General features: G+C 68.5%; 25 protein-coding genes. 4 read left to right on the forward strand and 21 right to left on the reverse strand.

The annotated features are described in order from the left end of the window. Positions 1 to 55: 55 nt before the first annotated feature. From rodA to AC3WQA_RS06810, 5 genes are read right to left on the reverse strand one after another with little or no spacing between them, the layout of a single operon-like run. Positions 56 to 1171 (reverse strand): rod shape-determining protein RodA, encoded by a 1116-nt coding sequence (gene rodA / locus AC3WQA_RS06790; protein ID WP_492674310.1) that lies wholly within the window; start codon positions 1169 to 1171, stop codon positions 56 to 58. Beyond that, positions 1164 to 3158 (reverse strand): penicillin-binding protein 2, encoded by a 1995-nt coding sequence (gene mrdA / locus AC3WQA_RS06795; protein WP_492674311.1) that lies wholly within the window; start codon positions 3156 to 3158, stop codon positions 1164 to 1166. Before mrdA ends, rodA begins: the two co-directional genes overlap by 8 nt. 7 nt (positions 3159 to 3165) lie before the next feature. Next, on the reverse strand, positions 3166 to 3651 hold the full coding sequence (gene mreD / locus AC3WQA_RS06800) for a rod shape-determining protein MreD (protein ID WP_492674312.1): 486 nt from the start codon (positions 3649 to 3651) through the stop codon (positions 3166 to 3168). Then, complete coding sequence (gene mreC / locus AC3WQA_RS06805; RefSeq protein WP_492674313.1) at positions 3648 to 4637, reverse strand: rod shape-determining protein MreC; 990 nt, start codon at positions 4635 to 4637, stop codon at positions 3648 to 3650. Before mreC ends, mreD begins: the two co-directional genes overlap by 4 nt. A 15-nt stretch (positions 4638 to 4652) precedes the next feature. Beyond that, on the reverse strand, positions 4653 to 5699 hold the full coding sequence (locus AC3WQA_RS06810) for a rod shape-determining protein (RefSeq protein ID WP_492674314.1): 1047 nt from the start codon (positions 5697 to 5699) through the stop codon (positions 4653 to 4655). A 267-nt stretch (positions 5700 to 5966) separates the two neighbouring features. On the opposite strand from AC3WQA_RS06810, the gene AC3WQA_RS06815 reads away from it, so the two are divergent. Beyond that, positions 5967 to 6902: a carbohydrate kinase family protein gene (locus AC3WQA_RS06815; RefSeq protein WP_492674315.1), complete on the forward strand. Its 936-nt coding sequence runs from the start codon at positions 5967 to 5969 to the stop codon at positions 6900 to 6902. Between the two features lie 34 nt (positions 6903 to 6936). On the opposite strand, the gene AC3WQA_RS06820 is transcribed toward AC3WQA_RS06815, so the two are convergent. Next, positions 6937 to 7299 carry a hypothetical protein gene (locus AC3WQA_RS06820; protein WP_492674316.1) on the reverse strand — a complete coding sequence of 121 codons (363 nt, stop codon included), beginning with the start codon at positions 7297 to 7299 and terminating at the stop codon, positions 6937 to 6939. A gap of 252 nt (positions 7300 to 7551) precedes the next feature. On the opposite strand from AC3WQA_RS06820, the gene AC3WQA_RS06825 reads away from it, so the two are divergent. Continuing rightward, complete coding sequence (locus AC3WQA_RS06825; protein ID WP_492674317.1) at positions 7552 to 7905, forward strand: hypothetical protein; 354 nt, start codon at positions 7552 to 7554, stop codon at positions 7903 to 7905. Positions 7906 to 8066: 161 nt separating this feature from the next. On the opposite strand, the gene AC3WQA_RS06830 is transcribed toward AC3WQA_RS06825, so the two are convergent. From AC3WQA_RS06830 to AC3WQA_RS06880, 11 genes are all read right to left on the reverse strand, one after another. Further along, entirely contained in the window at positions 8067 to 8366 is a 300-nt protein-coding gene (locus AC3WQA_RS06830; protein WP_492674318.1) for an STAS domain-containing protein, read from the reverse strand. Between the two features lie 10 nt (positions 8367 to 8376). Then, positions 8377 to 9555, reverse strand: coding sequence for a methyl-accepting chemotaxis protein (locus AC3WQA_RS06835; RefSeq protein ID WP_492674319.1), 1179 nt, complete (start codon positions 9553 to 9555; stop codon positions 8377 to 8379). Between the two features lie 16 nt (positions 9556 to 9571). Further along, positions 9572 to 10663: a protein-glutamate methylesterase/protein-glutamine glutaminase gene (locus AC3WQA_RS06840; RefSeq protein ID WP_492674320.1), complete on the reverse strand. Its 1092-nt coding sequence runs from the start codon at positions 10661 to 10663 to the stop codon at positions 9572 to 9574. Between the two features lie 83 nt (positions 10664 to 10746). Continuing rightward, complete coding sequence (cheD, locus tag AC3WQA_RS06845) at positions 10747 to 11430, reverse strand: chemoreceptor glutamine deamidase CheD (protein WP_492674321.1); 684 nt, start codon at positions 11428 to 11430, stop codon at positions 10747 to 10749. 14 nt (positions 11431 to 11444) lie between these two features. Next, entirely contained in the window at positions 11445 to 12326 is an 882-nt protein-coding gene (locus AC3WQA_RS06850) for a CheR family methyltransferase (protein ID WP_492674322.1), read from the reverse strand. 2 nt (positions 12327 to 12328) lie between these two features. Then, positions 12329 to 14098, reverse strand: coding sequence for a methyl-accepting chemotaxis protein (locus AC3WQA_RS06855; protein ID WP_492674323.1), 1770 nt, complete (start codon positions 14096 to 14098; stop codon positions 12329 to 12331). Between the two features lie 13 nt (positions 14099 to 14111). Then, a complete protein-coding gene (locus tag AC3WQA_RS06860; protein ID WP_492674324.1) occupies positions 14112 to 14618 on the reverse strand; it encodes a chemotaxis protein CheW in 507 nt (168 codons plus the stop codon). 97 nt (positions 14619 to 14715) lie between these two features. Beyond that, positions 14716 to 16461 carry a methyl-accepting chemotaxis protein gene (locus AC3WQA_RS06865; RefSeq protein ID WP_492674325.1) on the reverse strand — a complete coding sequence of 582 codons (1746 nt, stop codon included), beginning with the start codon at positions 16459 to 16461 and terminating at the stop codon, positions 14716 to 14718. A gap of 317 nt (positions 16462 to 16778) precedes the next feature. After that, a complete protein-coding gene (locus tag AC3WQA_RS06870) occupies positions 16779 to 18785 on the reverse strand; it encodes a chemotaxis protein CheA (protein WP_492674326.1) in 2007 nt (668 codons plus the stop codon). A gap of 10 nt (positions 18786 to 18795) precedes the next feature. Then, on the reverse strand, positions 18796 to 19158 hold the full coding sequence (locus tag AC3WQA_RS06875; protein WP_492674327.1) for a response regulator: 363 nt from the start codon (positions 19156 to 19158) through the stop codon (positions 18796 to 18798). A gap of 13 nt (positions 19159 to 19171) precedes the next feature. Beyond that, positions 19172 to 19504, reverse strand: coding sequence for an STAS domain-containing protein (locus AC3WQA_RS06880; protein WP_492674328.1), 333 nt, complete (start codon positions 19502 to 19504; stop codon positions 19172 to 19174). Between the two features lie 463 nt (positions 19505 to 19967). Between AC3WQA_RS06880 and fliK the strand changes: the two genes are divergently transcribed. Together fliK and AC3WQA_RS06890 are read left to right on the forward strand one after the other, a co-directional pair. Next, complete coding sequence (gene fliK / locus AC3WQA_RS06885) at positions 19968 to 21116, forward strand: flagellar hook-length control protein FliK (protein ID WP_492674329.1); 1149 nt, start codon at positions 19968 to 19970, stop codon at positions 21114 to 21116. Next, on the forward strand, positions 21113 to 21373 hold the full coding sequence (locus AC3WQA_RS06890; protein ID WP_492674330.1) for a flagellar biosynthesis protein: 261 nt from the start codon (positions 21113 to 21115) through the stop codon (positions 21371 to 21373). Before fliK ends, AC3WQA_RS06890 begins: the two co-directional genes overlap by 4 nt. Before the next feature lie 82 nt (positions 21374 to 21455). On the opposite strand, the gene AC3WQA_RS06895 is transcribed toward AC3WQA_RS06890, so the two are convergent. The 4 genes from AC3WQA_RS06895 to AC3WQA_RS06910 are packed head-to-tail and all read right to left on the reverse strand — an operon-like array spanning position 21456 to position 24048. Beyond that, positions 21456 to 21812: a DUF2802 domain-containing protein gene (locus AC3WQA_RS06895; RefSeq protein ID WP_492674331.1), complete on the reverse strand. Its 357-nt coding sequence runs from the start codon at positions 21810 to 21812 to the stop codon at positions 21456 to 21458. After that, on the reverse strand, positions 21796 to 22281 hold the full coding sequence (locus tag AC3WQA_RS06900) for a chemotaxis protein CheW (protein WP_492674332.1): 486 nt from the start codon (positions 22279 to 22281) through the stop codon (positions 21796 to 21798). Before AC3WQA_RS06900 ends, AC3WQA_RS06895 begins: the two co-directional genes overlap by 17 nt. 31 nt (positions 22282 to 22312) lie before the next feature. Further along, positions 22313 to 23311 carry a flagellar motor protein MotD gene (gene motD, locus AC3WQA_RS06905; RefSeq protein ID WP_492674333.1) on the reverse strand — a complete coding sequence of 333 codons (999 nt, stop codon included), beginning with the start codon at positions 23309 to 23311 and terminating at the stop codon, positions 22313 to 22315. Further along, on the reverse strand, positions 23308 to 24048 hold the full coding sequence (locus AC3WQA_RS06910) for a flagellar motor protein (RefSeq protein ID WP_492674334.1): 741 nt from the start codon (positions 24046 to 24048) through the stop codon (positions 23308 to 23310). The genes motD and AC3WQA_RS06910 overlap by 4 nt, the downstream gene beginning before the upstream one ends. Positions 24049 to 24053 lie beyond the last annotated feature (5 nt).

Raw genomic sequence — 24053 nt, forward strand, 5'->3', positions numbered from 1 at the left:
TGCGATCCGCCGCAACCGCGCCGATCGAACGCGCCGCCGTCGATGGCCACATGCCTCAAGCGTGCACCTTGCGATTGACGTGGATGGACATGAGCATGCCGAAGCCCACCAGCAAGGTCACGGCAGACGTGCCGCCGTAGCTCACCAGCGGCATCGGCACGCCGACCACCGGCAGCATGCCGGCGACCATGCCGCCGTTGACGAACACGTAGACGAACAGGCTCATGCCGATGGCGCCAGCGAGCAGGCGCGAGTAGGTATCGCGCGCCTCCATCGCGATCCACAGGCAGCGGCCGATGATGAAGGCATACAGCGCCATCAGCAGACACACGCCGACCAGGCCGAACTCTTCGGAAAACACCGCGAAGATGAAGTCGGTGGTGTGCTCGGGCAGGAAGTCCAACCGCGACTGCGAACTGTGCATCCAGCCCTTGCCGAACACCCCGCCGGAACCCACCGCGATCTGCGACTGGATGATGTGCCAGCCGTTGCCCAGCGGATCGGATTCCGGATTGAGCATGGTGAGGATGCGGCCGCGCTGGTAGCCGTGCATGAAATGCCAGGCGATCGGCGCCATGCCGGCGGCCCCCAGCAGCAGCACGCCGATGCGCCACCACGCCACCCCCGAGAGGAACAGCGCGAAGCTGCCGGCCGCCGCCACCAGCAACGCGGTGCCGAGATCCGGCTGCCTGCCGATCAGGTAGGCGGGCACGGCGATCAGCGCGGCGACCACGGCCATGTCCTTCCAAGAGGGCGGCAGCTGGCGCGGGTGCAGGTACCAGGCCACCATCATCGGCATGGTGAGCTTGAGCAGCTCGGAAGGCTGGAAGCGCATCACACCGAGGTTGAGCCAGCGATCCGCGCCGCGCCCTTCGCCCAGCACCGCCACCACCACCAGCAGGAACGTGCTGCCGGCGTACAGCCACGGCGTCCAGTTGCGCAGGATCGCCGGCGGGATGCGCGAGATCAGCAGCAGCAGGGCGAAGCCCAGCACGAAGCGCGCGGCCTGCCCGCCGACCAGCGCCATGCCGCCATCGGCCGCCGTGTACAGGGTGCACAACCCGGCCAGCGCCAGCAGCAGCAGCCCCGCCGCCAGCGGCAGGTCGATGCGCGGCCGCGTCAGCACGCGCCGCAGCAGGCGCTGCAGGCGGACTTGCAGCACGTCAATCATGGCCACTCTCCAACGGATCGCCGGCCGTGGTACCGGCGCTGGCCGGGGCATCCGCCGGCGCGGCGTCCTGCGGTTCCTCGGCGGCGGGCGGCGGCGCGGCGGACGGCGCGGCCGACAGCGGCGTGTCCGGCGGCGCATCGGGCTGGGTGGCCAGCCAGGCATCGAGGATCTTGCGCGCGATCGGGCCGGCCGAGGAGGCGCCCCAGGCGCCCTGCTCCAGCACCACCGCCACGGCGATGCGCGGCTCATCCGCGGGCGCAAACATCTCGAACCACGCCCGATGGCGGCTGGCGAGGTAGGCGGTGTTCTTGTTCTCGTTGTAGGCGTCGCTGCGGCGCGAGTAGCGCTCGGCCGTGCCGCTCTTGCCGGCGACGGTGTAGGGGAAGCCCCGGCCCAGTCCGTAGCCGGTGCCGCGCGGGTCATTCACCACCATCTGCATGCCCTGGTTCACCGCCAGCCAGTTGGCCTGGCTGGTGATAAGCGAGGGGCCGCTGGGCGGATTGGGCAACACCAGCTTGGGCTGATCCACGCCGGCCTGGGTGGCCAACGCCAGGCGCGGCGCATGCGGCACGCCGTGGCCGGCGAGGGTCGCCAGCGCATGCGCCAGCTGCAGCGGCGTCACCGCCCAGAAGCCCTGGCCGATGCCGGCGATCACCGTCTCGCCCGGATACCACGGCTGCTTGAAGCGTTTGGCCTTCCAGGCGCGCGAAGGCAGCACGCCGCTGGATTCACCGTCCAGGTCGATGCCGGTGGGCCTGCCGAAGCCGAACCCTCCCATCCACGCGCTGAAGCGGTCGATGCCCATGTCCAGCGCGAGCTTGTAGAAATAGGTGTTCACCGACATCTCGATGGCCTGCATCAGGTTCACCGAGCCCACGCCGCCGCGCACGTCGTCGCGGTAGCCGCGCGACTGGCCGGGAATGTAGAAGGTGCCGGTGGAGAGCACGGTGTCGGTGGGCCGGCGCAGGCCCAGCTCCAGACCGCCCAGACCGACGAAGGGTTTCACCGTGGAGCCGGGCGGATACACCCCGCGCAGCGCGCGGTTCAAGAGCGGCTTGTCCGGCGCCGTGGTGAGCGCGTCGTAGTCGGCGTGGCTGATGCCGTCCACGAACAGGTTGGGATCGAAGCTCGGCACGCTGACCATGGCCAGCACCTGGCCGTTGCGCGGGTCGATCGCCACCGCCGCGCCGGGACGACCATCGAAGGCAGCCTCGGCGGCCTTCTGGATGCGCGCGTCGATGGAGAGGTAGAGGTTCTGCCCGGCGGTGGCCGGATGCGTCTGCAGCACACGCTGGATGCGGCCGTCCGCGTTCACCTCCACCAGCTCGTAGCCCGGCGTGCCGTGCAGCATGTCCTCGTAGGAGCGCTCGATGCCGATGCGGCCGACGTGGGTGGTGCCCTTGTAGCGCGACGGATCGAGGCGGTCGAGGTCATCCGCGTCGATGCGCGAGACGTAGCCGATCACGTGCGCGAACAGCTCGCCCAGCGGGTAGCGGCGGTTGAGGTAGGGCACCACGTCCACCCCGGGGAAGCGCCAGCGGTTCACCGCGAAGCGGTCGATCTCGTCCTCGGTCAGGCGCAGCTTGAGCGGCACGCTCTCGAAGCGGCGACTCTGCTTGAGCTGCTTGTGGAAGGCATCGAGGTCGTCCTGGCCGAGCGGGACGATGCGGCCCAGCCGCGCCAGCATCGCCGCCATGTCGTCCACCTGCTCGGGCACCACTTCGAGCCGGAACGCCGGCACGTTGTTGGCGAGCAGCACGCCGTTGCGGTCGTAGATCAGGCCGCGCGCCGGGGGAATCGGGATCGGCTTGATGCGGTTGTTCTGCGAGCGCGCGGCGAACTCGTCGTAGCGCATCACCTGCAGGAACACGTAGCGACCGGCCAGGCCCGTCAGCGCCAGGAGGATCATGGCGAAACCGGCCAGCGCGCGGCGGCGGAACAGTGCCCCCTCGCTGCGTGCATCCTTGATGGCGCGCTGCGGCCTCATCGCATCCTCACTGCAGGCGCAGGCGCATGCGCAGGTCGTCCAGCAACAGGAACAGGAACGGCCACAGCAGCGCCCCGGTGAAGGGTGCGACCCACCAGCTCCACGGCGGCGCGGCGTCGCCGGCGAACATGCGCACCACCAGCAGCAGCACGCGGTCGTTCAGCAGCAGGCCCAGCACGGCCAGCGCCTGCTGCCACAGCGTGAAGAAACGCAGCCGCGAGCGGAAGCGCAGCACGATGAACACCAGCGCGGTGAGCCGCAGCGCCTGCTCGCCCAGCAGCACGCCATCGAACAGGTCGGCACCCAGGCCGAGCAGGAAGGCCAGCCCCAGGCTCACCCTGTCCTCGGTTTCCAGCACCCAGTAGATCAGCACCAGCGCCGGCCAGTACGGCTTGAGCGGCGCCAGCACCGCCGGCAGCGGCACCAGCATCGCCATGAGCGACAGCAGCAAGGTGGCGGCGAACCACCAGCGGGCGAGACGCTGGTGGTTCATCGCTGCGCTCCAGAAACGGCCGGCTTGGCCGGGACGGATGTCGCTCCGGCCGCGCGCGGTGGCGCGGACGAGGCCGCGTCCGCCGGTGCCGCGAGGCTGGCCGGCGGCCCGGCCGGCACCACCGGTGCGGGCGGCCCGGCCGGTTCGGCCTGGTCGTGCAGCAACAGCACATCCTCGCTGCGGTCGAGATCGGCCGCCGGCCGCACCTGCGCCACGCGGAACATGCCCGAGCTTCCCGGCGTCACCATCGTCACCGTACCCACCGGAAAACCCGGCGGAAAACGCCCGCCCAGGCCCGAGGTGAGCAGGCGATCGCCCGCCCGCACATCGGCGGCCAGCGGGATGTTGGGCAGGGTCATGCCGCTGCCGTCGCGCGCGCCATAGGCCACGGTGCGCAGGCCGCTGCGCTCCACCACCACCGGCACCGCATGCGCGGGATCGCTCACCAGCATCACCACCGCCGTGGTGGGCAACACCTCGACCACCTGCCCCATCACGCCATGCGCGTCGATCACCGGCTGACCCGGCTTCACACCGTCGCGGGCGCCCAGGTTGATGACCAGGCGCTGCTGCCATTCACCCAGATCCACGCCCACCACACGGGCGAGCTGCACGTTGAGCTCCAGGCTGCGCCGGGTGTCGAGCAACTGCTTGAGGTGCTGGTTCTGCTCGGCCACGCCGGCCATGCGGTTCAGCCGCGCGTTGGCGAGCAGCAGATCCTCGCGCAGGCGCTGGTTCTGCTCGGTGAGCAGCTTGCGGTCGGCGAAGGCCACGGTGAGCGAGCGCACACCCGCGCCGGGCAGGTTGGCCAGCTGGTACACCGGCTCCACCACCCATGACGCGACGCCGCGCGCGCGCCACAACCAGCCGTTGCGGTGATCCAGCACCATCAGCACCATGGCCAGCGCCAGGTAGACGATCAGCCGCAAGGTGCCCGCCGCGTTGCCGGCGAACAGTGGCGAGGATGCATCGCGCGGCCGCGCCATCGGGACGCCCCGGCCTTATTCGGGCGCGAAGAAATCGCTGCCGTGCTGATCGATCAGCTCCAGCGCCTTGCCGCCGCCGCGCGCCACGCAGGTCAGCGGATCGTCGGCCACCTGCACGTGCAGGCCGGTTTCCTCGGAGATCAGGCGGTCGAGGTCGCGCAGCAGGGCGCCGCCGCCAGTCAGCACGATGCCGCGCTCGGCCACGTCGGAGCACAGTTCCGGCGGGGTCTGTTCCAGCGCCGACTTCACCGCCGCCACGATGCCGGCCAGCGGCTCGTGCAGCGCCTCCAGGATTTCGTTGGAGTTGATGGTGAACATGCGCGGCACACCCTCGGCGAGGTTGCGGCCGGAGATCTCGATCTCCTTGACGTTGGCCTGCGGGAAGGCGCAGCCGATCTCCAGCTTGATCCGCTCGGCGGTGGATTCGCCGATCAGGGTGCCGTGGTTGCGGCGCACGTAGTTGATGATGGATTCGTCGAAGCGGTCGCCGCCCACGCGCACCGACTGCGAGTAGACGATGCCGTTGAGCGAGATCACCGCCACCTCGGAGGTGCCGCCGCCGATGTCCAGCACCATCGCACCGCGTGCCTCGTGCACCGGAATGCCGGCGCCGATCGCGGCGGCCATCGGCTCCTCGATCAGGAACACGTCGCGCGCGCCGGCGCCTTCAGCCGATTCCTTGATCGCGCGGCGCTCGACCTGGGTCGAGCCGCACGGCACGCAGACCAGCACGCGCGGGCTCGGGCGCAGGAAGCGCGACTTGTGCACCTGCTTGATGAAGTGCTGCAGCATCGCCTCGGTCATGGTGAAGTCGGCGATCACGCCGTCCTTCATCGGCCGCACGGTGGCGATGTTGCCCGGCGTGCGGCCCAGCATGCGCTTGGCGTCGCTGCCGACCGCGGCGATGGTGCGCGGGCCGCCGGGGCCGCGATCGTGGCGGATCGCCACCACCGAGGGCTCGTTCAGCACGATGCCCTGGCCGCGCACATAAATCAGCGTGTTGGCGGTGCCAAGGTCGATCGAGACATCGTTGGAAAACATCCCGCGAAACTTCTTGAACATGAGATCCGCCGCGCGCCGCCGAGTAAAAATCAAGCTCACCAGTCTAGTCAGCGCGCCCCATCCACGCAACCGCGCGGACGTTAAAAAAGCCTTGTGCAGCGCCATTTGCCGCACATTTCCACAACTTTGCCCCAGCGCTGCCATGGCCCGCAGGGTTCACCCTGAATGGTTGTTCACGCTAACATGAGCGCTTTGGCCCGCTCGGCGCGTCCGCACCGGCCTGCCGCCGCCGGCGGCCATCCAACACACACAGGGCACCTCGCAACCATGTCTGCCGTCATCTGCGGATCGCTGGCCTACGACACCATCATGGTGTTCCAGGACCAGTTCAAGAACCACATCCTGCCCGACCAGATGCACATCCTGAACGTGTCGTTCCTGGTGCCCAGGATGCGCCGCGAGTTTGGCGGCTGCGCCGGCAACATCGCCTACAACCTGAAGCTGCTGGGCGGCGATCCGCTGCCGGTGGCCGCCGTGGGCCAGGATTTCGCGCCCTACCGCGCGCACCTGGAAAAATGCGGCATCCGGCTCGATGGCGTGCGCGTGTTCGATGACCAGTTCACCCCGCAATGCTTCATCACCACGGATCTGGACAACAACCAGATCACCGCCTTCCATCCTGGCGCGATGTCCAGCGCGCAGGAAAACCACGTGCGCGACATCCCCGACATCGACTTCGCCATCGTCGCGCCCGACGGCCGCGAGGCGATGCTGCAGCACGTGGACGAATTCGCCGCGCGCGGCGTGCCCTTCATCTTCGATCCGGGCCAGGCGATGCCGCTGTTCAGCGGCGACGAATTCCGCGCGATGATCGAAAAATCCACCTACGTCATCGTCAACGACTACGAATCCCAGTTGCTGCAGACACGTACCGGCTGGAGCGCGCAGGAGATCGCCAGCCGCGTCAAGGCCTACATCGTCACGCTGGGGCCGCGCGGCTCGCTGATCCACGCCGCCGGCACGACCCATGAAATCCCGCCCGCGCAGGAGCGCCAGGTGGTCGATCCCACCGGTTGCGGCGACGCTTACCGCGCCGGCCTGATCTTCGGCATCATGCGCGGCGCGGACTGGCCCACGGTGGGCCGCATGGCCTCGCTGATGGGCGCGCTCAAGGTGGAACACCCCGGCACGCAGAACCAGCGCTTCAGCTACGCCGAGTTCGCCGCAGCCTTTGCGCAGCAGTTCGGCCACCCGCTGGATTGAAGGCAACCCGCCTGCGCGACACCGGCCGCACCGCTCACCAGGTGCGCACCTCGGTGACGGTGACGGTGAAGCTGCTCATGCTGGATTGAAAGCGAAACAGCCGACCCAGGTCGAAGTCGACCGACTTGCCCGGGTCGATGTTGGACGTGCCGGCCGGCCAGGCCTGCTTGCTCTCGACGACCTTGCCCGAGTCGTCCTTGATGTCGATGCGGACCTGGGCCGCCGCCGCCGTGGCGCAGTTATTGACCAGCTCGCCACGCAGGCTGATGCGGGTCGCCGGGCCAACGCTGTTGAAGGACGGCTTGAAGTTCTTGATCGCGAAATCGGTGGGTGCACAAGCGGCGTGGGCGGCCAAGGGAACCAACAGCACAATGGCGGCGAGCAGCAATGTCTTCATGGGTTGGGGTCATCCCGTTGCAGGCCTTTGGGCATTCATGGAATGAATCGACACTTGGCGGGGTTTCTTTAGCCAACACGACAACTACCCCTGCGAGCCGGGCCGGCGAAGCGTGATCTCCGTCACGGAACCGCAACAAACCGGGCAGAAACCGCCTCAAACGACTCAAGACCAGCGATCCGGCGACGATAACGCGGTGGTCATTCCCCCGCACTTGCGCCCCCACATCCCCTCGCTGGAGTCCATGCGTTCATGAAAGCCCTTGCTCTTGCTGCCGTCCTGCTGCTTGCCCCGCTGGCCGCCCACGCCGCCTGCGCGCCCACCGATTTCGCGGTCAAGGATTTCAAGCCCGCCGCCGCCGCGGGCGGCCACATGGCCCTGCCCGGCAACGTCGTGAACAACTGCGCCGCCGCCTCCGCGCCGCAGGTTCGCGTCGACATCAAGGACGACGCCGGCAAGGTCATCGCCAGCAAGGAAGCCTGGCCGGCCGGCACTTCCAACATCGCCCCGGGGCAGTCGGTGCATTTCGACCTCGGCCGCCTGATCCGCGTGCAGCCCAACATGAGCAGCTACACGGTGAGCGTGGTGAGCGTGCGTACCTGGTAAGCCGCTTCGCCAGGCTGATCCTCGGCAGTCTGGCTGGCTGGCGACACGAAAAAGGCTCCGCAAGGAGCCTTTTTCGTGTGCGTCGGTCGATGTGGCGGCGGGGATCGCCACGCACCAGCCGCAGGCCAGCCAGGCCGGCGGCGGCGAGCACGCAGCGCGAATCAGTGCAGCACGAACAGCTTGTCGAAGCCGGCCACGCGCAAGGTGCCGCGCAATTCGTCGGAGGCGTTGACGATGCGGATGTCCGCCCGGTCGGCGCCTGCGTGCTCGCGCAGCAGGAGCAGCATGCCCAGCGCCGAGCTGTCCATGTGGGTCACCTCGTTCAAGTCGATGATGTAGCTGCGCGCGGGCTTGCCACCGCCCAGGCAGGCATCGTGGAAGTCGCGGTGAATGCTGAAGTCGAAACGCTCGCCCAGTTGCAGGGTGAGGCAATCGAGTTCGGAGTCGTGGTGCACGATCATCAGGCCATCCTCAAAACAGTTCGATTTCGCCAGCGTCCATGGAGTTCTGCAACGCCGGGCCGCGCGCGCGCAGGCGCGCCTTCTCGCGCTGCATGGCAAGGCGGGCGCGCACGCGCTGCGAGCGCTCCTCCAGCGCCTCGGCCTCCAGCGGTGCGCAGGCCAGATCCTCGATGTCGCGGGTGCAATCGGCGGTGATTTCCTGCAACTCGGTAAGCCGCGCGCGCGACTGCCCGATCAGCTGGCGCAGGATGTCCTCGAACTGCAGCGAACGCACCGTGGTGGAGACATCGGCGGTCAGCCCGCGGCTGATTTCCACTACCTGGTCGGCCACCGCGCTGGTGCGCGCGTCGCTCTCGGTGACGTGGGCGGTCATCGCGTCGATGCCGCCCTTGGCCGACAAGGCCACGTTGAGATCCTGCGAGGCCATCGCGCCGATCAGGCCGCGCAACTGCTCCATCGCCGAGCGCGCGCGCTCGACGTGGCCGCCAATCTGCTCGTTGAGCTGGTTGGAGTTGCTGGCCAGGTTGCGGATTTCGCCGGCCACCACCGCGAAGCCGCGGCCGGACTCGCCGGCGCGCGCCGCCTCGATCGCGGCGTTCAGCGCCAGCAGGTTGGTCTCTTCGGCGATGGTGTTGACATTGCGCAGCAGGCCGAACACCGCATCCATCTCCTTGGCCATGCCGTCGATGCGGTAGACGATGCGCAGGCTCTCGCGCGACATCTGCACCACCACGCCCACGAAATGCTCCAGCAGGTCGCCGGTGCGCGCGGCGAAATCCTGCACCGAGACGCCGCCCTTCTGCGCGTCGATGATCTGCTTGAGCAGGGATTGCTGCAGGTTGGTCTTGTTGGAGAGGCCGTCGAAGCCGCCGCCCAGCTCGGAGACGGCGTCGTGCAGCAGATCCAGCCCCTGATGCAGTTCGCGGCAGGCATGGCCGAGTTCGTCGACCAGCGCGCTGCGCACATCATCCAGTGCCTCGCGCACCGGCACCGCGTTGGGCGCGGGCACGACCACGGTGGTCACCGGCTCGCCGGATCGGGGCACGATCATCCACGCGGCGGTGACGGCCAGCACCAAGAGTGGCGCCAACCAGACCGGGTGCCAAATGAGGGCCAGCAGCAGGGCGACGGCGCTGGCGATCCAGCCGGCGGGCCGATGGCGCAGGGCGTAACGGGAGAGAAATGGCATGGTCAATGTCCGCGAATCAGGCGCTGGTCGCGCCGGTATGGGAGTAGTGGGCCAGCGCCAGCAGACGCCCGGCCACCTGGTCGATGGGCTGCGCCTCGGGGGCGGCATCGATTTTCCAGGCCGAGCCTGGCATGCCCCACACCACCGAGCTGGCCTCGTCCTGCACCAAGGTGGCGGCGCCCGCCTGGCGCAGTTCCAGCAGACCGCGCGCACCGTCATCACCCATCCCGGTGAGCAGGGCGGCAATGGTGGCCTTGCCCACGCTGGCGGCCATCGAGCGGAACAGCACGTCCACGCTGGGCTTGTGCCGGTTCACCGGCGGGCCATCGTGCAGGCGGCACACGTATCTGGCACCGTCCCACATGGCCAGCAGGTGATGGCTGCCGGGCGCGATATAGGCCGAGCCCGGCTGGATCGGCTGGCCATCCTGCGCCTCGCACACGCGCATCGCGGAGCAGCGATCCATGCGTTCGGCGAACGGGCCGCTGAAGGCGGCGGGGATGTGCTGGGTAATCAGGATCGGCGGCGCATCCGGCGGCATCATCTCCAACACCACGCGGATCGCCTCGGTGCCACCGGTGGAGGCGCCGATGGCGATGATGGGGCTGCCGCCACGGCTGCCGATGGCCTGCGAGCGCGGCAGCACGGCATCGGCGGAGAGCTTGGGTGCCACGTCCAGCTTGCGCACCGTGGTGCGCGCGCGCGGCTTGGCCACGGCCGCGTGCTTGACCTTGGTGCACAGCTCCTGCGCCGCCTCGGCGAAGCTGGCGGCCAGGTCGCTGTTCGGCTTGGCGTAGAAATCCACCGCGCCCAGCTCCAGCGCGCGCAGGGTGACGTCGGCGCCGGCGGTGGTGAGGGTGGACACCATCACCACCGGCATCGGCCGCAGCCGCATCAGGTTTTCCAGGAAGGTGAGTCCGTCCATGCGCGGCATCTCGACGTCCAGGGTGAGCACGTCGGGATTGAGCTGCTTGATCTTGTCACGCGCGATCAGCGGGTCGGGGGCGGTGCCCACGACCTCGATCTCCGGATCGCTGGCCAGCATGCCCGACATGAGCTTGCGCACCAGCGCGGAATCGTCAACCACCAGAACACGCACTTTGTCCATCGTTCACCCTAGGGTCTTGCCTTCCATCGTGATCCGAACGTGCCGGCGGGGCGTCACGCACCGCGGCCCGCGACGGGCACGCGCTAGAACAGCTCCACGTCGCCCTGTATCGGGTCCTTGTCCAGTTGCTTGAGGTAGACGCGCTCATCGGCCACCAGCTTGACGTCGTCGCTGCGGCGCAGCTGGCGCACGCGCACGCGCCCACTGTGTGGAAAAAACTGCACCTGGCGCGGATAGATGTCGCCCAGGTCCTCCGCCACCAGCTTGAGCTGCTCGGCGGCGATGTAGCGGCGCACGAACTCGATGTTGCGCTGGCCCACGTCGCTCATCTGCGCCAGCACGCGGCCACCGCCGAACACCTTGATGCGCATGTCGCCGCGTTGACTGCCGGCCTTGATGAGCGAGTTGATGAGCTGCTCCATCGCGTCCGAGCCGTAGCGCGCCGCGCGCCCCACCGTGGCCGACCAGCTGTCGCTGTCGTTGCCGCGCGGTTCGGGCAGCATGAAGTGGTTCATGCCGCCGATGCCGCGTGAGGCATCGTGGATGCAGGCCGACACGCAGGAACCCAGCACGGTGCTGACCAGCTCCTCCTCGCCGCTGACATAGAACTCGCCCGGCAGCACCTTCACCACCATGCAGTTCTGGGTGGGGTCCCAGAACCGCCGCAGGTGCTCGAAGCCCGGCAAGGCCTCGGGCAGGGTGACCGTGGCCCGGCGCTCCGGTTTGCTGGAGGGTGGCGGCGGTGCGCGGTGCCCGCGATGATCCATTCTTCCAACGTACGTCATGATCGCTTCCGATAGGTGGTGCGGCCCACCAGGTCGAACTCGCTGTTGATGCCGTGCATCGACTCGGAGTGGCCGAGAAACAGGTAGCCCCCCGTTGGCAACAACGCCGCGTAGCGGGAAAACAGCCGCTGTTTGGTGGGCGTGTCGAAGTAGATCACCACATTGCGGCAGAAAATGGCGTCAAAGGGGCCGCGCATCGGCCAGTCGTGCAAGAGGTTCAGGCGCTGCACGCTCACCAGCTCGCGCAGGCGCGGGTGCACGCAGGCGTAGCCCTCGTTCGCCCCGGAACCGCGCAGCATCCAGCGCCGGCGGCGCTCCTCACTGATGCCATCGAGCTTGTCCAGCGGGTAGACGCCGTTGCGCGCGATGTCCAGCACCTGCGGCGAGAGGTCGGTGGCGAGGATTTTCGCGTCGATGCCGTGCGATCCGGCCTTTTCCATCGCCTCGGCCAGCACCATCGCGATGGCGTAAGGCTCCTCGCCGCTGGAGCAGCCGGCTGACCAGATGCGCAGGCGGTCGCCCGCGCGGCGCTTTTGATCCAGCCAGCGGGGGAGCAGCTCCTTCTCCAGCAGTTCGTAATGGTGGTTCTCGCGAAAGAACGAGGTGACGTTGGTGCTGATGACGCTGGCCAGCTCGCCCAGTTCGCCCTCCGCATCGTCGCGCAGCAGCTGGCAATAGGCGGCGTAATCCGGCAGGCGCAGCGCACGCAGCCGCCGCGCCAGCCGCCCCTGCACCAGCTGGCGCTTCTGTTCGCTCAGGGCGATGCCGAGGTGTTGGTAGACGAAATCGCGCAGGAAGGCGAATTCGGCGTCGCCCAATCCCGTCGCGCCATCGTCGGACGCAGCAGGCGAACTCCTGTCCGCACCGACGGCCACCATCTTCAGAACTCCTTCCAGGCGCCCGCATCCGACGTTTCGCTCACCATCGCCGGCAGGTTGGTCTTGCGCGCGGCGGGGGCCACGCGCACGTTCTGCGTGGGCACCGGCCGGCCGGGTGCGGCCTTGGGTGCGGCCTTGGCCGCCGACCGCGCTTCGGCCTTGGCCGCGCCCGCGCCATGGCTGGCCGCGCCGCCTTCGCTACCGACCTGGAAGAAGCTCACCTGGCTGGTGAGGTCGGAAGCCTGATCCTGCATGGCGCGCGCGGCGGCCGAGGCCTGCTCGACCAGCGCGGCATTCTGCTGGGTCATCTCGTCCATTTGCATCACGGCGTTGTTGACCTGGTCGATGCCGGCGGATTGTTCCTGGCTGGCGGCGGCGATCTCGGCCACGATGTCGGTGACCTTCTTCACGCTCTCCACGATTTCGGCCAGTGCCTTGCCGGACTGGTTGACCAGCTCCGAGCCGCTCTTCACCTTGGCCTCGCTCTCGGTGATGAGGCTCTTGATTTCCTTGGCCGCGCCGGCGCTGCGCTGCGCCAGGCTGCGCACCTCGCTGGCCACCACGGCGAAGCCGCGACCCTGCTCGCCGGCGCGCGCAGCCTCCACCGCGGCGTTCAGCGCCAGCAGGTTGGTCTGGAACGCGATCTCCTGGATCAGGCCCACGATGTCGCCGATCTTGCGGCTGGAGGCATCGATCTCGGCCATCGCCGCCACCGCCTTGCCGGCCACCGTGCCGCCGTGCTCGGCCTGCTCGCGCGCGCCGCGCGCCAGTTGGTTGGCGTGGCTGGCGTTCTCGGCGTTCTGCTTGACGGTGGAAGTCATCTCTTCCATCGAGGAGGCAGTTTCCTCCAGGCTGGAGGCCTGCTCCTGCGTGCGCTGGCTGAGGTCGTCGTTGCCGCGCGCGATTTCCTTGGCCGCGGTATTGACCGCCTCCGAGCCCTGGCGCACCTCGCCCACGATGGCGGCCAGCCGCTCGTCCATCTGCTGGAAGGCACGCAGCAGTTGGCCCAGTTCATCGTGCCGGGTCACCTTGACGTCGTGCACCAGCCGGCCCTCGGCGATGGCGTTGGCAATTTTCACCGCCTGGGACAGCGTGACGGTGATCGAACGGATCAGGATGAAGGCCGCCACCAGCGCCACGGCGAGGCCGAGTACGAGGGCAAGCAGGGTGATCGTCGAAATCACCTTGTAGCGCTTCACCTGCGCCGCATAGGCCTGATGTGCCTCCTCGCCGAGCGCCTGATTCATTTTTTGCAGCTTGTCCAGGCGGTCGAGCATGATGGGCTGCAATTGCATGTCGAGCAGGTCGCCCGCGCTGTCGTCCTTCTGCGCCATCGCATCGAGCAGATCCTTGCTGTTGGAGGCCATGTCGCCATCGGTAGCTATCCAGGCCTTGTAGAGCTTGTCGACTTCGGCACTCTTCGGCAGGGCCCCGATCTTCTTCGATGCCGCAGCGGCATCAGCCTCTTCCTTGTGGAAAGCATCGACCTTTTGCTTCATCTGGTCGGGCTTGCTCATGAGCCGCAAAGCATCATCCAGGGCGATATAGGCCTTCAGTTCGCTCTTACGGGCCAAACCAGCCTGCTGGATCGGTTGCAGGTTGTCTTCGTAAATCTGCCGGGTTCCCTCGTTCTGCATCTTCATCACGCCCAGCCCCACCGCCGCGCCGATAACCAGCATCAGGCAAAGCAGGCCCAGCACACCGGACAGGCGCGCCTTGAGGGAAAGAGTGGACAACTGGTTGAGGCGTGCGAGGAGTTTCTTGATATTCATCGTGTTTCCCGAATCAGGCGGCAACTTCGACATCCCGGACTTCCGGCAGCGCGGCGTCCAGAGTTTCGACCTCGTCCGGACGCATGAGCTTGTCCACGTCCAGCAACATCACCATGCGTTCCACATGGGTGGCGAGGCCCTTCAAGTAACGGGTATCGACGATGGCGCCCATGTCGGGCACCGGCTTGATCGCCGCCGGGTCGATGTCGACCACGTCGGACACCGCGTCGACCACGATGCCGAACAGGCGCTCGGCCAGCGCCACCACGATCATCACGGTGTTCTCGTTGTATTCCACGCGCTCCATGCCGAAGCGCAGGCGCAAGTCCATCACCGGCACCACCGCACCGCGCAGGTTGAGCACACCCAGCACGTGCGGCGGCGCCTGCGGGATGCGCGTGACGCGCGACCAGCCGCGGATTTCGCGCACGGAGAGGATGTCGACGCCGTATTCCTCGCCGGCCAGGCTGAAGGTGAGTTGCTGCACGGTGGCCGCCGTCTCCTGTCTGTTTTCGCTCATGATCGCTTGCCTTGTGGATGACCGCGTCGGGCGCCGGACGCGGAAACGTTATCGACTCCCATGTGAAGGACTTGAGCGCGACGGATGATGGATCGCCTCAAAATTCCGTCCACTCGTCCGCCGAGGACGCCGGCTTGGCCGCGGCCGGTTTGGCGCCACCGGCGGGCTTGCCGGGGCGACGGGCCGGCACCTGCGACGCCGGCTGGCGCACCGTCGGCGTGTGCCCCGGCACCATCGCCCGCGTCGGCGGCTCGGGCTCGGCCGTTTCGCCAAGCTGGAAGAACCCCACCTGCCGGCGCAGTTCGCCGGCCTGCTCCTGCATCGCCCGCGCCGCGGCCGAGGCCTGTTCCACCAGCGCGGCGTTCTGCTGGGTGACCTCGTCCATCTGCATCACCGCGCGGTTCACCTGGTCGATACCTTGCGATTGTTCCTGGCTGGCCGCCGCGATCTCGGCCACGATGTCGGTGACCTTGCGCACGCTCTCCACGATCCCGGCCAGCGCCGCGCCCGACTGCTCCACCAGCACGCTGCCGGCCTGCACCTTCTGCACGCTCTCGCCGATCAGCGCCTTGATCTCCTTGGCCGCCGCCGCGCTGCGCTGCGACAGGCTGCGCACCTCGCTGGCCACCACCGCGAAGCCGCGCCCCTGCTCGCCCGCGCGCGCCGCCTCGACGGCGGCGTTGAGCGAGAGCAGGTTGGTCTGGAAGGCGATCTCGTCGATCAGGCCCACGATGTCGGCGATCTTGCGGCTGGAGGCGGTGATTTCGCCCATCGCGGCCACCGCCTGCGCCGCCACGCCGCCACCGCGCTCGGCCTGTTCGCGCGCGCCGGCGGCGAGCTGGTTGGCGACGCTGGCGTTCTCGGCGTTGTGTTTCACGGTGGAGGTCATCTCCTCCATCGAGGCAGCGGTTTCCTCCAGGCTGGAGGCCTGTTCCTGGGTGCGCTGGGACAGGTCGTCGTTGCCCTTGGCCAGCTCCTGCGCGGCACTGTTCACGGTGTCCGAGCCGCGCTGCACCTCGCCCACCACCTCGATCAGCTTGTGCCGCAGCTCGCGCATGGAATGCATCATGCTGCCCGGCAGGAAATGCAGCTCGTCGGTGCCCTTGACCAGCAATTCGCCACCGGCCATGCGCCCGAGGATGGCCATGCCCTGGGCCGGCTCGCCGCCGACGCTGCGGCGGATGCTGAACATCGACAGCCACACCGTGCCGATCACGAGCAACGCGATCAGCAGGGCCAGACCCAGGCTTTCCCCCAGATCGTGGTGGAACTTGGCGTCGATGTCGTCGAAGTAGGCGCCCGCGCCGAAATGCATGCGCCACGGCAGGTACAGCTCGCTGTAGGTGACCTTGCCCACCGGCTGCTTGGCCCCCGGCTTGGCCCAGCGGTAGAGGCTGATGCCATGGCCGTCCCTCGCATCGACATCGTGCATCAGCACGAACACCTGCTTGCCGTCGGGATCGGCCATCGCCTTCACGCTCTGGCCGACCTTGTCGGTCATCACCGGGTGTTCGGCCAGGGTGTAATCGTCGTCGAAGGCGAACACGTAGCCGGCGCCGCCGTCCCAGCGCTGGTGCTCGATCTGCGCCAGCGCGCGCTTGCGCGCCTCGGCCGGGCTGAACTCACCCTTGGCCGCCCGCGCATCGTAGGAGGCGGCCACCGCGATGGCGGATTGCACCTGGCTGCGCAGCAGGTGTTCCAGGCCCGCCATCTGGTTGGCGCGATCCTGCAGCGCGCCGACCGTGGCCAGCGCGGTGAGGCCGGCGAGTACCACCACCAACACCAGGACCACCCTGGCGTTGAGGCTGAGCCTGTCGAAAAACCTGTGTATGGCCGAAAACATCGCGTTACCTCCCAACAGCACGGCGCAGGACACCAGCGCGGCAGCTGCGCCTAGCCGCCCGCACCCACTTTCTCCCATGGACGGCGCCGGGCCGGCGCCGGTGAAACATGCCGCGTCGCGCGGAATGCCTCATCCGCGCCTCCGGCACATGTGCGGGCGCCATGCCTGGCATCCGGCCTTTCGGGCCAACCTGCGGCTGTCCAAATCCGCTCCCGGCAATCCTGCCCGACCACATCGGACTCAAATCAGCCGCTTGCGTGGCTGCTTAATCTCCGGCCATCCGTGGCCAGCCAGGCGCTCGAAGAATCCACGAGCACTCAGGCCGCCTTGCTGCGCCGGCCCAGCCGGACCACGCCCGCCACGTCCACGATCAGCGCCACCGAGCCATCGCTGACGATGGTCGCACCGGACACCCCTTGCACACGGCGGTAATGCGCCTCCAGCGACTTGATGACCGCCTGCTGCTGGCCGACCAGCTCGTCGACCAGCAGGCCGACGCGCTGGCCTTCGTCTTCGACCACCACCACGATGCCGCGCTCGATCTCGGTAACGGCGCTGGCGCAGCCGAAGATCTGGTGCAGGCGCATGACCGGCAGGTAGTCGCCACGGAAGTGGAACACCTCGCCGCCGCTGGCAAGCCGGCGCACCGTGTCGCCCGACAGCCGCAGCGATTCGACGATGGAAATGAGCGGCACGATGTAGCGCTCCTCGCCCACCGTGGTGACCAGGCCATCGATGATCGCCAGCGTCAGCGGCAGGGCGATGGTGAACACGCTGCCCTTGCCCTCTTCGCTCTTGACGCCCACGCTGCCGCCAAGATCACGCACGTTGCGCCGAACCACATCCATGCCTACGCCGCGTCCAGAGAGATCGGTGGCCTGGGCGGCGGTGGAGAAGCCGGGCTGGAAGATCAGCTCGGCGATCTCGTCGTCGCTGAGCTGCTGGCCAGCATTGACCAGGCCGCGCTCGACCGCCTTGGCCCGGATGCGTTCGTGATTGAGCCCCGCGCCATCGTCGCTGATGCGCACGATGATGTTGCCGCCTTCGTGGTGCGCATCGAGCGTGAGCGTGCCGGTTTCGTTCTTGCCGGCGGCGCGGCGTTTGTCGGGGGTTTCCAGGCCGTGGTCGATGGCGTTGCGCACCAGGTGCACCATCGGATCGCCGATCTTCTCCAGCACGGTCTTGTCCAGCTCGGTGCCTTCGCCGTGCAGCTCCAGCTTCACCTGCTTGCCGAGCTTGCGCTCCAGGTCGCGTACCAGGCGCGGGAAACGGTTGAACACGCTGCCGATGGGCAGCATGCGTATGCGCATCACGCTTTCCTGCAGCTCGCGTGTGGTGCGCTCCAGTTGGCCCAGACCGTCGCGCAGGCGCTCCAGCTGGGACATGTCGAAATGCTCGCCGATGTCGCTGAGCATGGATTGGGTGATGACCAGCTCGCCCATCATGTTGATGAGCGCATCGACCTTGTCGATGCCGACGCGGATGGAACCGCCTTCCGCATGCGCGATGGCCTGCTGGCCCGCCGCCGGCGCGGCGGCAACCGGTGCCGCGGCCGCCGCAGCGGCGACTGGAACGGCAACGGCTTCGACCGCGCCCCCCTCGGTCGGCAAGGCCTCGATGGTGAGTTCGCAGTCGCCTTCCAGCCAGTCGAATACCGCGTCCAGATCGGCGCGTTTGACGTCGCCGTGCAGGCGCAGCTCCCAGCCCAGGTAGCACTGGCTGGGGTCGAGCGCGGCCAGTTCGCCGGGCGCGCTGTCGAGCAGGAAGGCGCTCACCACTTCCAGCTGCCCCAGCTGCTGCAGCTCACGGAACAGCCGGGTGGGATCGTTGCCGGTTTGCAGCAGGTGCGGCAAGGCGACGAAGCGGATGGCCCAGCCCGCGTGCTGCACAGGCCCGGTGGCCGCCACGGCCGCCGCGGGCTTGGCCACCGCCCCGCCTTCGACCCGCTGCGCCAGTTCGGCACGCAACGCCTCGCTGGCGGCATCGGCCACCGGCTGGCCCATGCTGGTGTGCTCCAGCATGGCGCGCAGGCAATCCACCGAACGCAGCAGCAGGTCGATCAGCTCGCCATCCACCGCGCGCCGTTCGCTGCGTACCTCTTCCAGCAAGGACTCGGCCACGTGGGTGAAAGCGGCCACGTCGGTGAAGCCGAAGGTCGCCGCGCCGCCCTTGATGGAATGCGCGGCGCGAAAGATGGTGTGCACCAGCTCATGGTCGGTCGATCCGGAGTCCAGCGCCAGGAGCGCGGCCTCCATCGCATCCAGGCCTTCGCGGCTTTCCTCGAAGAAGGTCTTGTGGAACTGGGTCAGGTCGACCGTACCCATGTGCGTCGCCTCAGCCCAGTACGCGTTTGACGGTGGCCAGCAGCTGTTCCGGATCGAACGGCTTGACCAGCCAGCCGGTGGCGCCGGCCGCCTTGCCCTCCATCTTCTTTTCGGTGTGCGACTCGGTCGTGAGCATCAGGATCGGCACGCCCTTGTAGGCGGGCCGCGTGCGCAACTCGCGCACCATGGTGATGCCATCCATCACCGGCATGTTGACGTCGGCCAGCACCAGGTCGAAGGCGGTTGCGTTGGCCGCATCCAGCGCCAACTGGCCGTTCTCGGCCTCGGTCACCTCATGCCCCGCGCCGCGCAGGGTGAAGGCCACCATGCCGCGCATCGAAGCCGAATCGTCTACCGCAAGAATCTTTGCCATGCTTCCACCTCGTTCAGGCCGGCCCGACAGCCGGCAATGCCAGTAATTTCGCCAGTCCCAGCAAACTGGCCGCATCGTTCAGCGCGACGCTGGCACCCGACCAAGTCAGGGTGGCGCCAGCTTTGTCCAGTTCACGTCGCAGGATCGTCAAGAGCTGCAGCGCGGCCGTATCCACGCGCTCCACCTCGCGGCCATCCAGTTCGATGGCGCCCGCCGACCTCGCCTCGATCAGTTCGGCCTGCACGGCAGCCAGCGCCGCCAGCCGGCAATCGGCCGGCAACACCACCGTCGCCGTCCCGCCTGCCTGCGGGTCGTCGTCATGCTTTGCCGCCCGTTTGCCCGCCATCCCGATGCTCCGTGCGCGCCAGCGCGGCGCCGTGCTGGCCTTATCGGCACGATGCGTGCACGCTTTAGCAGGGTGTTGAGAAAGTGCTGTCCTGCACTTTCTCAACTCGCCGCGTCCGGCACATGTCCGGACGCGGCTCCGCCGAGCAAGCCGTTGCGTGTTTGCCCGGCGTGCGATCCATCCATGGATCGCGCCAACAGGCTGTTTCTCGACAGCCTGTTGGCGGGAGGTTGGGCAAGTGCCGCCCCGCGCTTCCCCGACCCACGGGCCGGTACCGATCCCGCCCGGCGCCGACAATCGGGTCAGGCCACGGCGTAACCCCTTGTGCGGCGCCGGCAGCGGCCGGAAACGTGACGCGCATCGCGGTTTGCGCCGCCATGTTCCTAAAGTTTGCCCGCCGGTGGCCGATGGCCGCTTGAAGCCCCTCAAACCGTCCATTGCCGCCCCAGGGTAGGGAACCGACTTGATCATCCAGCCGACCAGCCTTGCCGCCCTGACCTGGGCCGGCGCTGCCGCGGGCACCCTGGCGCCCAGCTGGCGCATCGGCAGCGTGTTGTCGGCACGGCCCACCGGGGTGAGCCCGCAGGGGCTGCAGGTTCTGCAGATCGGCTCGCTCAGCGTGGAAGCCGACGTCGTGCACGGCCAGCTCCCCTCGCAATTCCAGGTGCGGGTGTTGAGCATGGGTGCGCAGCCGCAACTGGAGGCGCTCATCCCCTCGTTCGAACCAGTGCTGCAACGTGCCTTGCGCGAGCGCCTGCCGCAACAGGACGGCTACGCGCCGCTGCTGGCCACGCTGGGCGCGCTGGCTCAACGCCCGATGGTGCGCCAGCTGTCGCCGCCACTGCGCACCGCGCTGGCCATGCTGGAGCAGGCGTTGCATACGCCCACCGAAATCACCAGCGGTGAGGGCCTGCGCCAGGCCATCCTGCGCAGCGGGCTGTTTTTCGAGTCGCAGTTGACCTTGCCGCAGAGCCAGCTCGCCAACCTGCCCCAGGACGACTGGAAGGGCGCCCTGCTGCGCCTGCTGGAGCTGCTCGGCCAGCGCGCGGGCGGCCCACCGGCACCGCCGACCTCCAGCGACAATGCCGCTCCGCCGCTGCTGCAGCGTGGTCTGCAACCCCAGCCGCGCGCGCTGCCGCCGCCGCTGCCCACCGATGACGACATCAACCCGTTGCTCGACCGCCTGCACAGCGAGGTGAAGGCCGCCTTCGCCCGCGTCGAGGTCGCCCAGCTGGAAGCCGGCAGCAGCTTGGTGCCTGCCTGGATGATCGAGATACCGTTGCAAGGCCGGGATGGCGGCGACGTGCTGCAACTGCAGCTCGAGTACGCCACCGATGCCGTGGACAGCAGCCAGGGCTGGAACCTCGGTTTTGCGCTCGACCTGCCGACGCTGGGCGCCGTGCAGGGCGAGCTGCAGCTGCGCGACCCGCGGCTGTCGGTGCGCCTGTGGGCGGCCGAAGCCACGACGGCGCAGCGTCTCGAACAGCAATTCACCGCGCTGCGCCAACGGCTGGCGGCCTGCGGCGTGCTGCTCGATCAGCTGAGCTGCCAGGTCGGCCTGCCCGCATCACCTGGCCGCCACAGCTCCGTGTTGCTGCAGGCCACCGCATGAACACGCCCGCGACGCCCATGCGCCGGGTCAGCCTGCGCCTGTCCAGCGACGGCGAGGCCAGGCCGCTGCCGGCCGAAACGCTGGAGAGCCTGCGCGCACGCGCACAGGCAATGGGCGTGCCGCTGCATCCCGATCCGCAGATCGCCGCGATCCTGGCCGGCTTGCGCCTGCGCGACGACGTGCCGGTGCTGCTGTACGCCGCTGCCGCCTCAGTGCTGGCGGCGGTCTACGACGCCGCCGGCGAGCCGGGCGCCTAGAAGCCTGGGCCGGTCATCCGGACGGACGATTCGCGTCCGGTCATCCGTGGCGGGGTTTCGCGCCTGAAAAATCCACCGGTGCTCACGCGGCGGGCGGGCGCACCTGCAACACCAGCTTGGCTTCCTCGCTGGACAGGCCGCAGCGCGCCATCAACTGCTCGGCATCGGCGCCCTCGCGCGCCAGTTGCTGCGCCAGTTCCCAGGCCCGCCCCACCGGCGCCGCCTGCTGCACCTGGCCAAGCTGCCGCTCCATGCGGCCCAGGGCGGCCACCAGCATCGAGGTGGGCACATCGGTGCCGGTGCCGGCGGCGTTTTGCCAGAGCGCATCGAGCCGCTGCTGCAATCGACGCGAACGCAGCCAAAGCAACATCAGCAGCCCGACCTGCACGAGCGCCAGCACGAGCACGATCAACACGCCCCATTCAAGCCTGGTCGGCATCATTGACCTCCAACCGGCACAGGCGGCGCACGTCGAGCAGGGCCACGAAGCCGGCGCGCCATGCCAGCACACCGCTGACCGGGTCATCCTCCCGTCCGACCCGACCGGGCGGCGGCGGCGCCACCTCCAGCCCCGTGCTGTCGATCAGCTCGCCCACGGCATCGACCTTCAGGCCAACCACCTGCCCGCCCCTGGCCAGCATCACGATGCGCACGTCGGCGGGGTCGGGCGCCGGCTCCGCGGGCAGGCCGAGCCGGCGGCGGCCGTCCATCACCGGCACGATGCGACCGCGCAGATGGCGCACCCCCAGCATGTCGGCGGCCGCACCAGGCACCGCGGTCAGCTCGCTGTCACGGATGACCTCGTTGACCTCCGCCAGCAGGGCGGCGTACAGCTGCGCACCCATCCGAAACGTCAGCCAGAGCGTGCTGCCGCGTATCGTATCGGCGTCGGTGGCGGTGTCATTCATGCGACGACTCCATGCACAAGGGTGGCGCTCATCACTCGTGCCGCGACGGCGCGGCGGCGCGTGCCGGGGTCACCGGCGGCATGCTCGTGGCGGCGGGCGTTGCCGCGCCCGGCACCACCGGCTGTCCGGGCAGTGTAACCGGCGCCGACGACCCGGTGGCAGCGGGCTGCAGGCGCAAATCGTCGACCCCGCCCTGCTCGCGCGTGGGCGCCGAGTCCGCCCCCAGCACCACCACCAGCACGCGGCGATTGCGCTGGCGACCGGCTTCGGTGGCGTTGTCGGCCACCGGCCGCGTCTCGCCCCAGCCAACGATGCCCAGCCGCCCCGGCGCGATGCCGTTGGCGACGAACAGGCGCGCCACGCTGCCGGCGCGCGCGGCGGACAGCTCCCAGTTGGACGGGTACTGCGCGGTGCCGATCGGCACATCGTCGGTGAACCCTTCCACCCGCATCTGGTTGGGCAGGTTCGCCAACACCGCCGCAAGGTTGTGCAGTACGCCCTGCGCCGGGGCATCCAGCATGGCCACGCCGCTAGGGAACAGCAGGTCGGTGCGTATCTCGATTTCCAGCCACTGGTTGTTCTTGTCGCGCCGCACGTTCACCAGTTGCTTGTCGATCAGCGGCTGCAGCGCCTCGCGCACGCGGCTTTCGATCTGCTGCATGCTGCCCGGCGCGGCGGCGGGCGGCGGCGTCTTGGCATGCGTGTCGACCGCCGGCTTGGGCGGGGTGCGCGCCGGAAGGGGAATGGCGGCGGGCGTCGCTGCGCTGGGCGCGCCGGTGGGGGTGACGATGGCCGGCACGATATTGCGGGGACGCGTCGGCGTGGCCGGCATCGGCGCCACCACGTGGCTGGAGCCGTTGAAGGCCTGCACCATCGAGTCGGACAGCACCCGGTACTTGCCTTCGTTGACCACCGAGACGGCGTACATCACCACGAAAAAAGCCAGCAGCAGGGTCATCAGGTCGGCATAGGGGATCGCCCACGCCTCGTGGTTCATGTGGTCGTCGTGGCGGTGGCGTCGACGCCTCACGACAGGTAACCCTGCAGGCGCGCCTCGATCTGGCGCGGGTTGTCGCCCTGGGCGATGGATACCAGGCCTTCGATGAGGATTTCGCGCATCCTGGTCTGCCGGCCCACCAGGGTCTTCAGCCGCGCCGCCATCGGCAGCATGAACAGGTTGGCCAGCGCCACGCCGTAGATGGTGGCGACGAAGGCGGCGGCGATGCCGTGGCCAAGCTTGCTGGGATCGGCCAGGTTCTGCATCACCGCCATCAGCCCCATCACTGCGCCGATGATGCCCAGCGTGGGTGAGTAGATGCCGGCCATCTCGAACACCTTGGCGCCGGCCAGATCCACCGCCTCGCGGGTTTCCAGATCCACTTCCAGCACGCCGCGGATCGCCTCCGGCTCGCCGCCGTCGACCAGCAGTTGCAGCCCCTTGCAGACAAAGGCATCGCTCTCGCGCTCGATCTGCGGCTCCAGCCCCAGCAGTCCCTGCCGGCGCGAGATCTCGCTCCAGCCCACGATGCGGCTGACCAGGTCGTCCGGCCGGTGCACCGGCGGGCGGTAGATCATCGACACCATGCGGAGCGCGTGCCGGAGCACCTTGCCGTGATTCTGCACCAGGAGCGCCGCCAGCGTGCCGATGAACACGATCACGAAGGCGGCCGGATTCCACAGGGCATCGACGGTGGAGCCCTTCAGGATGGTGCCCACGATGATGACCAGGAAAGCCAGCACCGTGCCGATGATGCTCACCATGTCCATGGCGA

The organism is Rhodanobacter sp. FW106-PBR-R2A-2-24 (assembly GCF_058789615.1).

Bases quoted from the DNA above. Each gene is read 5' to 3' on its own strand.
- AC3WQA_RS06825 (WP_492674317.1), top strand. From the start codon at position 7,552: ATGAAAGCCCTTGCTCTTGCTGCCGTCCTGCTGCTTGCCCCGCTGGCC.
- mrdA (WP_492674311.1), bottom strand. From the start codon at position 3,158: ATGAGGCCGCAGCGCGCCATCAAGGATGCACGCAGCGAGGGGGCACTG.
- AC3WQA_RS06875 (WP_492674327.1), bottom strand. From the start codon at position 19,158: ATGGCAAAGATTCTTGCGGTAGACGATTCGGCTTCGATGCGCGGCATG.
- cheD (WP_492674321.1), bottom strand. From the start codon at position 11,430: ATGGATCATCGCGGGCACCGCGCACCGCCGCCACCCTCCAGCAAACCG.
- AC3WQA_RS06830 (WP_492674318.1), bottom strand. From the start codon at position 8,366: ATGATCGTGCACCACGACTCCGAACTCGATTGCCTCACCCTGCAACTG.
- AC3WQA_RS06820 (WP_492674316.1), bottom strand. From the start codon at position 7,299: ATGAAGACATTGCTGCTCGCCGCCATTGTGCTGTTGGTTCCCTTGGCC.
- AC3WQA_RS06810 (WP_492674314.1), bottom strand. From the start codon at position 5,699: ATGTTCAAGAAGTTTCGCGGGATGTTTTCCAACGATGTCTCGATCGAC.
- AC3WQA_RS06890 (WP_492674330.1), top strand. From the start codon at position 21,113: ATGAACACGCCCGCGACGCCCATGCGCCGGGTCAGCCTGCGCCTGTCC.
- AC3WQA_RS06840 (WP_492674320.1), bottom strand. From the start codon at position 10,663: ATGGACAAAGTGCGTGTTCTGGTGGTTGACGATTCCGCGCTGGTGCGC.
- AC3WQA_RS06860 (WP_492674324.1), bottom strand. From the start codon at position 14,618: ATGAGCGAAAACAGACAGGAGACGGCGGCCACCGTGCAGCAACTCACC.
- AC3WQA_RS06900 (WP_492674332.1), bottom strand. From the start codon at position 22,281: ATGAATGACACCGCCACCGACGCCGATACGATACGCGGCAGCACGCTC.
- mreC (WP_492674313.1), bottom strand. From the start codon at position 4,637: ATGGCGCGGCCGCGCGATGCATCCTCGCCACTGTTCGCCGGCAACGCG.
- mreD (WP_492674312.1), bottom strand. From the start codon at position 3,651: ATGAACCACCAGCGTCTCGCCCGCTGGTGGTTCGCCGCCACCTTGCTG.
- AC3WQA_RS06835 (WP_492674319.1), bottom strand. From the start codon at position 9,555: ATGCCATTTCTCTCCCGTTACGCCCTGCGCCATCGGCCCGCCGGCTGG.
- AC3WQA_RS06870 (WP_492674326.1), bottom strand. From the start codon at position 18,785: ATGGGTACGGTCGACCTGACCCAGTTCCACAAGACCTTCTTCGAGGAA.
- AC3WQA_RS06815 (WP_492674315.1), top strand. From the start codon at position 5,967: ATGTCTGCCGTCATCTGCGGATCGCTGGCCTACGACACCATCATGGTG.
- AC3WQA_RS06855 (WP_492674323.1), bottom strand. From the start codon at position 14,098: ATGAATATCAAGAAACTCCTCGCACGCCTCAACCAGTTGTCCACTCTT.
- AC3WQA_RS06895 (WP_492674331.1), bottom strand. From the start codon at position 21,812: ATGCCGACCAGGCTTGAATGGGGCGTGTTGATCGTGCTCGTGCTGGCG.
- AC3WQA_RS06865 (WP_492674325.1), bottom strand. From the start codon at position 16,461: ATGTTTTCGGCCATACACAGGTTTTTCGACAGGCTCAGCCTCAACGCC.
- AC3WQA_RS06880 (WP_492674328.1), bottom strand. From the start codon at position 19,504: ATGGCGGGCAAACGGGCGGCAAAGCATGACGACGACCCGCAGGCAGGC.
- AC3WQA_RS06910 (WP_492674334.1), bottom strand. From the start codon at position 24,048: ATGGACATGGTGAGCATCATCGGCACGGTGCTGGCTTTCCTGGTCATC.
- AC3WQA_RS06850 (WP_492674322.1), bottom strand. From the start codon at position 12,326: ATGGTGGCCGTCGGTGCGGACAGGAGTTCGCCTGCTGCGTCCGACGAT.
- rodA (WP_492674310.1), bottom strand. From the start codon at position 1,171: ATGATTGACGTGCTGCAAGTCCGCCTGCAGCGCCTGCTGCGGCGCGTG.